This window comes from Syntrophales bacterium (assembly GCA_023229765.1).
Classification (GTDB): Bacteria; Desulfobacterota; Syntrophia; order Syntrophales; family UBA5619; genus DYTH01.
Genome location: JALNYO010000055.1, coordinates 1 through 4,952, shown reverse-complemented (window position 1 = coordinate 4,952; position 4,952 = coordinate 1). Strand labels below are relative to the sequence as shown.

9 protein-coding genes are annotated in these 4,952 nt (G+C 47.2%); all 9 read left to right on the top strand.

What is annotated here, in order from left to right:
• Window positions 1-422 (top strand): nucleotidyltransferase domain-containing protein (locus M0P74_17075; GenBank protein MCK9365301.1); only part of this gene is annotated, 422 nt, incomplete at its 5' end.
• Window positions 403-822 carry a DUF86 domain-containing protein gene (locus M0P74_17070; protein ID MCK9365300.1) on the top strand — a complete coding sequence of 140 codons (420 nt, stop codon included), beginning with the start codon at window positions 403-405 and terminating at the stop codon, window positions 820-822. The genes M0P74_17075 and M0P74_17070, both read left to right, overlap by 20 nt.
• A 67-nt stretch (window positions 823-889) precedes the next feature.
• Entirely contained in the window at window positions 890-1,291 is a 402-nt protein-coding gene (locus tag M0P74_17065; GenBank protein MCK9365299.1) for a HEPN domain-containing protein, read from the top strand.
• Window positions 1,258-1,575, top strand: coding sequence for a nucleotidyltransferase domain-containing protein (locus tag M0P74_17060; GenBank protein MCK9365298.1), 318 nt, complete (start codon window positions 1,258-1,260; stop codon window positions 1,573-1,575). Before M0P74_17065 ends, M0P74_17060 begins: the two co-directional genes overlap by 34 nt.
• A gap of 243 nt (window positions 1,576-1,818) precedes the next feature.
• Window positions 1,819-2,562, top strand: a complete 744-nt coding sequence (locus M0P74_17055) for a TIGR04255 family protein (GenBank protein ID MCK9365297.1) — start codon at window positions 1,819-1,821, stop codon at window positions 2,560-2,562.
• Complete coding sequence (locus M0P74_17050; protein MCK9365296.1) at window positions 2,559-3,005, top strand: hypothetical protein; 447 nt, start codon at window positions 2,559-2,561, stop codon at window positions 3,003-3,005. Before M0P74_17055 ends, M0P74_17050 begins: the two co-directional genes overlap by 4 nt.
• Window positions 3,002-3,463 (top strand): hypothetical protein, encoded by a 462-nt coding sequence (locus M0P74_17045; GenBank protein ID MCK9365295.1) that lies wholly within the window; start codon window positions 3,002-3,004, stop codon window positions 3,461-3,463. Before M0P74_17050 ends, M0P74_17045 begins: the two co-directional genes overlap by 4 nt.
• Window positions 3,464-3,803: 340 nt before the next feature.
• The gene (locus M0P74_17040) at window positions 3,804-4,112 is read left to right on the top strand and encodes a hypothetical protein (GenBank protein ID MCK9365294.1); all 309 of its coding nucleotides are present in this window, start codon (window positions 3,804-3,806) and stop codon (window positions 4,110-4,112) included.
• A gap of 37 nt (window positions 4,113-4,149) precedes the next feature.
• A complete protein-coding gene (locus M0P74_17035; protein ID MCK9365293.1) occupies window positions 4,150-4,446 on the top strand; it encodes a hypothetical protein in 297 nt (98 codons plus the stop codon).
• The last annotated feature ends 506 nt before the right edge of the window (window positions 4,447-4,952 follow it).

Genomic DNA, 4,952 nt, shown 5'->3' with positions numbered 1-4,952 from the left:
CTAAATTTAAAGACCTGACCCCCATGAATCTTACCCCTAAAATAAAACGGTGCACAAAAGAGATTTTGTCCGGCGATGCCAGGATTCTGGCGGTTTATTTGCTGGGAAGCGCCCTCAGGGAGAATCTGGGTCCGGAAAGCGATATTGATTTGGCCTTGATGCTGGAGGCAGGGGCAAAATTGAGCTCTATCGAGAGGCTGAAAATAGCCAATGATCTTGCATACAAATTGGAGCGCACGGTGGATCTGGGGGAAATCTCATCGGCAAACCTGGTCTATTCCCGGGAAGCCTTTCTGACAGGCGTCCCCGTTTTTCAGAGAAATCATGGACGAGCTGCTCTCCGCAGGGCCTCTTTAATGGGAATGTACATACAGTTCAATCTTGATCGCAAGGAGGTGCTGGATGCCTACCGGGCCCGATAATGTGGTCTTGAACAAGGCTGCCGCGATAGAGCGCTTCTTAAGGAGAATGCGCCAGGAGTATGCCTTCAACCCCGCGCTGGATAATTACACCCATATCGATGCGATGATTCTCAATATTGAACGGGCCTGCCAGGCTGCCATTGATCTTGCGCAGCATCTCGTGGCCGAAAATCATCTCGGGGTTCCTCAAAGCAGCGCGGATCTGTTTATTCTCCTCAAGAAGGCAAATGTGCTGAGCGAAGAGACCGCCCGGGCGATGATTGCCATGACGGGATTCAGGAATGTGGCTATTCATGAGTATCAGGAACTGGAAATCGCCATTTTGCGCGCGATAGCCGAGAAGGAATATAAATCCCTCATCTCTTTTTGCCGGGAAGCAGGGGTAGAAATAAGAGAATAGGGGTACTTTGCCCCTCCCCGTGAATTCCCGTAAAAACGCTAAATTTAAAGACCTGACCCCCAAAAAGATGAAATCCGAAGAACATATTCAATTCTGGCTGGAGAGCGCTGCGCACGATCTTGATGCGGCCGAAAGTTTGTTCGCTGCGGGGAAATATGACTGGTGCCTTTTTCTTGGCCACCTTGTACTGGAGAAAACGCTCAAAGCTATTTTGGTTCAGAAGCAAAGTGAACAGATACCTCCGAAGACGCATAACCTGGTCAAGTTGGCCGAGAAATCATCGCTGGAACTTACGGATGATCAAAAGATATTTCTGGATGAAGTGAATGATTTCAATCTTGAAGTCAGATATCCTGATTACAAGGAAGCCTTTTACCTCCATTGCTCAAAAGAATATACACTGGAAAATTTCAATAAAATTAAGGATATTTACCAATGGCTAAAATCCCGGATCACATCCGAAGCGTGATTGCGCTGTATATCAAAAGGCTTGAGGAAAACCGGATTCATGTAAGTCAGGCAATTCTTTTCGGGAGTTATGCTACCGGTGGGTTCACGGAATGGAGTGATATTGATTTGGCAATCGTATCTGATGCCTTTCAAGGTTCCCGGATTGCTGATCGCGCCAAGGTAAGAAAGATAACCCTCGGGGTGAGTTGTGACATAGAGACGATTCCTTTTCGACCGGAAGATTTTGTTGCTGCTGATCCCTTTGTCAGGGAGATTTTGGAAACCGGCACACGCCTGATCTGACCCACCCCCGCAAAAACGCTAAATTTAAAGACCTGACCCCCAATAAGCCAAGCATTCATCGCCGGATTTATGGTATAGTAGAGAGAGCTTTGAAAATCTATACCCTTTTGTCATTCCCGCGCAGGCGGGAATCTATAAGTTCCCGAAAAGACCAGATTCCCGTTTTCACGGGAATGACAATTAACAACATTTCGGGAGAAATTCAAAGCTCTCGTAGAAACGTCAACGCAGAGGACGCATGCCGTGAAGACATATACAACATTTCCCAAAGCACCGATCGTCGAAGCGGTTCTCGATATCCAGGTCGAACCGGCCGAAGGGATGAACATGAAACAAATCGGGACGTTCTTCGATCATGTGAAGGGACGATATCCCGAAAAGGAAATGCGGGCGAAGGGGTCTGCCGTCATTCGCATCTCGCCGCAGGGGCCAAGCATGGATGAACCGTCGGTGCAGCCGGTCGGCTACATGTATCGCTCTTCGGAGGAAAAGAAGGCGGTTCAGGCTAGGATCGATGGATACACCTTCAACAAGTTCAATCCCTATGAAAGCTGGGGTGCTTTTAGCGCCGAGGCCCGAGAACTCTGGCAGCGCTATGTTGAAACGGCCAAACCCAACAGGCTGAAAAGATTGGCCTTACGTTACATCAACCGTATCGAAATCCCCCTGCCGATCAGGGATTTCAAAGATTATCTTTTGACGATTCCCGAAATTGCGCCCAACCTCCCACAATCCTTGGCTGATTTCATCATGAGATTGGCTGTCCCCAATCCTGAAATTGAAGCAACGGCGGTCATAAGTGTCGTCATGGATCAGTCATCCAGCGCTAAAATTCTGCCGATCATATTCGACATCGATGTGTTCAAGATCACGAACCATCCGGGGAACAGCGAAGATATATGGAACGATTTTGACCAATTGCGGATCTTCAAGAATGAAATATTCTTCAATAGTATCACGGATAAAGCAAAGGAGCTGTTTCAATGACCAGTGTAAATCCGCATATCCAAACCTCACCGAATGACGTGCCCGTTTGGTTGGGCGAGGAAACTGCAGCGGTTGGGAAGGAAAGCGCCGCCGTCTCAAGAGCCTTTGAAATATTTCTGAACGAATACTTTATTCCGGTCTCAAGAGAATCAATTCCATTTATCCGCTTTCACCGACTCAAAGAAAAATGGGAAGCGGAAACGGCGTTTCTTTCCTCCGTTTCAGACATCGTCATGCATCCGGCCTATCAGCAGATCATTGGGATGGGACCGGTGTCAATACCATTAATCCTGAGGGAAATGTCAATCAAACAGGGGCAATGGTTCTGGGCGCTGAAATCCATCACGAACGAAGACCCCGTCAAACCGAGACACAGAGGGATCGTAGCAGAAATGTCCAAGGCTTGGCTTCAGTGGGGAAAGGAGCGAGGGTATATCGCTTGAGCAGTTATCGAATTGAAACGGCGTTTCCTTCTTTGACGCCTTCAAATTATCGAATCACGAGCCCCGAATCACCGGATTATAATTGCATTGCCTGGGCGGCCGGGACTGATGACCGATGGTGGTGGCCTGATAACCAATACACCGCATACTGGCCGGACGGAGCCCCCAGAGAGGAAACCCTTGCGGCTTTCATACAAGCCTATTCTCTTGCGGGCTATGTTCCCTGTGATGCCTCTGGTTATGAAAGCGGGTTTGAAAAGATAGCCATCTACACGGATGAACGAGGAAAACCGACACACGCCGCAAGGCAAACTCAAGCCGGCCGATGGACAAGTAAACTCGGAAGAAACGAAGATATTGAACACAATAAACTTGATGATCTCTCCGGAAGCAATTATGGTGCGGTTACTGTGATCATGAAACGCTCTAACCCAATTTTCCGCCCCGCAAAACGCTAAATTTAAAGACCTGACCCCCGGACTTGCTGATCCCCGACACCCCCAACAATGAGACCTTTGAATTTTGTCATTTCGAGGAGCGTTAGCGACGAGAAATCTTAATTCTCGTGCATAGTTAAAGATTTCTCCCTTCGGTCGAAATGACAATATTGGCAGTTATTCAAAGCGTCTCGCTATGACTGTGCTCATGGGTTTTCTCATGTTGACCGGTATGATAAAATGGGGAAACAAACGAAAATGCCTATGAACCTTCAATTTGAAAGCGCTTTGACATATGGTGATTGGGATATTAACGAAAATTGGCAGCATTACAGGGATGCCTTTTTGAAAGGAGGAAAGGATGAGTGATTACAGTAAGTTCACGGCGATGTTGGCCAGCGAGTTTCATCGTTACCTCATGGATGACGAAAAACGGAGCCCAAAACTGCCGAAGAATGTCCTTCTTATCTTTGAGGTTGAGGGTGAGGACGACTTCAATCGTTGGCACAAGGAAATGTCTGTCCGTAACAGAGAGGCTGATCAGCCTGTCGCCTATGTGCATTTGAAAAAATGGCGTTTGCATTCGACCATTGAGGAAATGACTCTCATGGGCGCGATAGCTCATAAGGAGAACTCAGCCCCCGCAAAAACGCTAATTTTAAAGACCTGACCCCCGAAAACTGACCCCCGAAAAAAGAGAGGCAAATATGGAAAACACAGCGATTATAAATGAAATTCTTTTCGAAGACGGATATCTGTCGTCTGACGATGCGCTGAAGGATTGGTCGGTCATGATTGCCTTATCCAGGATTGATCAATTCGGGGCTGAAAAGGAAAGTTTTGAAAAGAAGTATAAAAAATCATTCGAAAGTTATGAACAGGATATTCATGCGGTTAAAGGCAAAGAGGATTTCGAGAAAGAAAATGATCTGGAAGATTGGGAATTTGCCTGCAAGGCATTGATCTGGTGGGAAGATAAGTTGCGGGCGCTCCGGAATGCTTAAGCTTCTCACCAAATACAGCGACGTTATCGCGTCTTATAAAATTTCCAGGTTTGAGCATTTCGGACAGATTCTCAGGTTTCGCGCCGAGTTGATATTGATCGACGATACGATTCTTCACGTCCGGGAGACGGTTTTAAGTATTTCTATTCGCAAATATTCCTATCACTGGCAGGATCGCCGCGGCAAACTGATCATGCGGTGGGACAATGCCCCGGATTGGGATGTGGAGACTTTTCCTCACCATGTACACGTGGGGAAAGAAGATGCCGTTGAACATTCTTTCGATCGTACTTTAGAACAAGTATTGAATGTCGTCCGGAGCCGGTTATCAAAGTTCAACGATGTGCCCCCGCAAAACGCTAAATTTAAAGACCTGACCCCCAAGACCTGCGAGGTGAAGCATGGAAAAAGACCATCTGGAGATTCTGCTGGAAGACATTCGGGGAAAATTTGAGTTGGTATTGGAAGGCCATGATGCTCTTCATAAGGACATCAGGGATACCAGA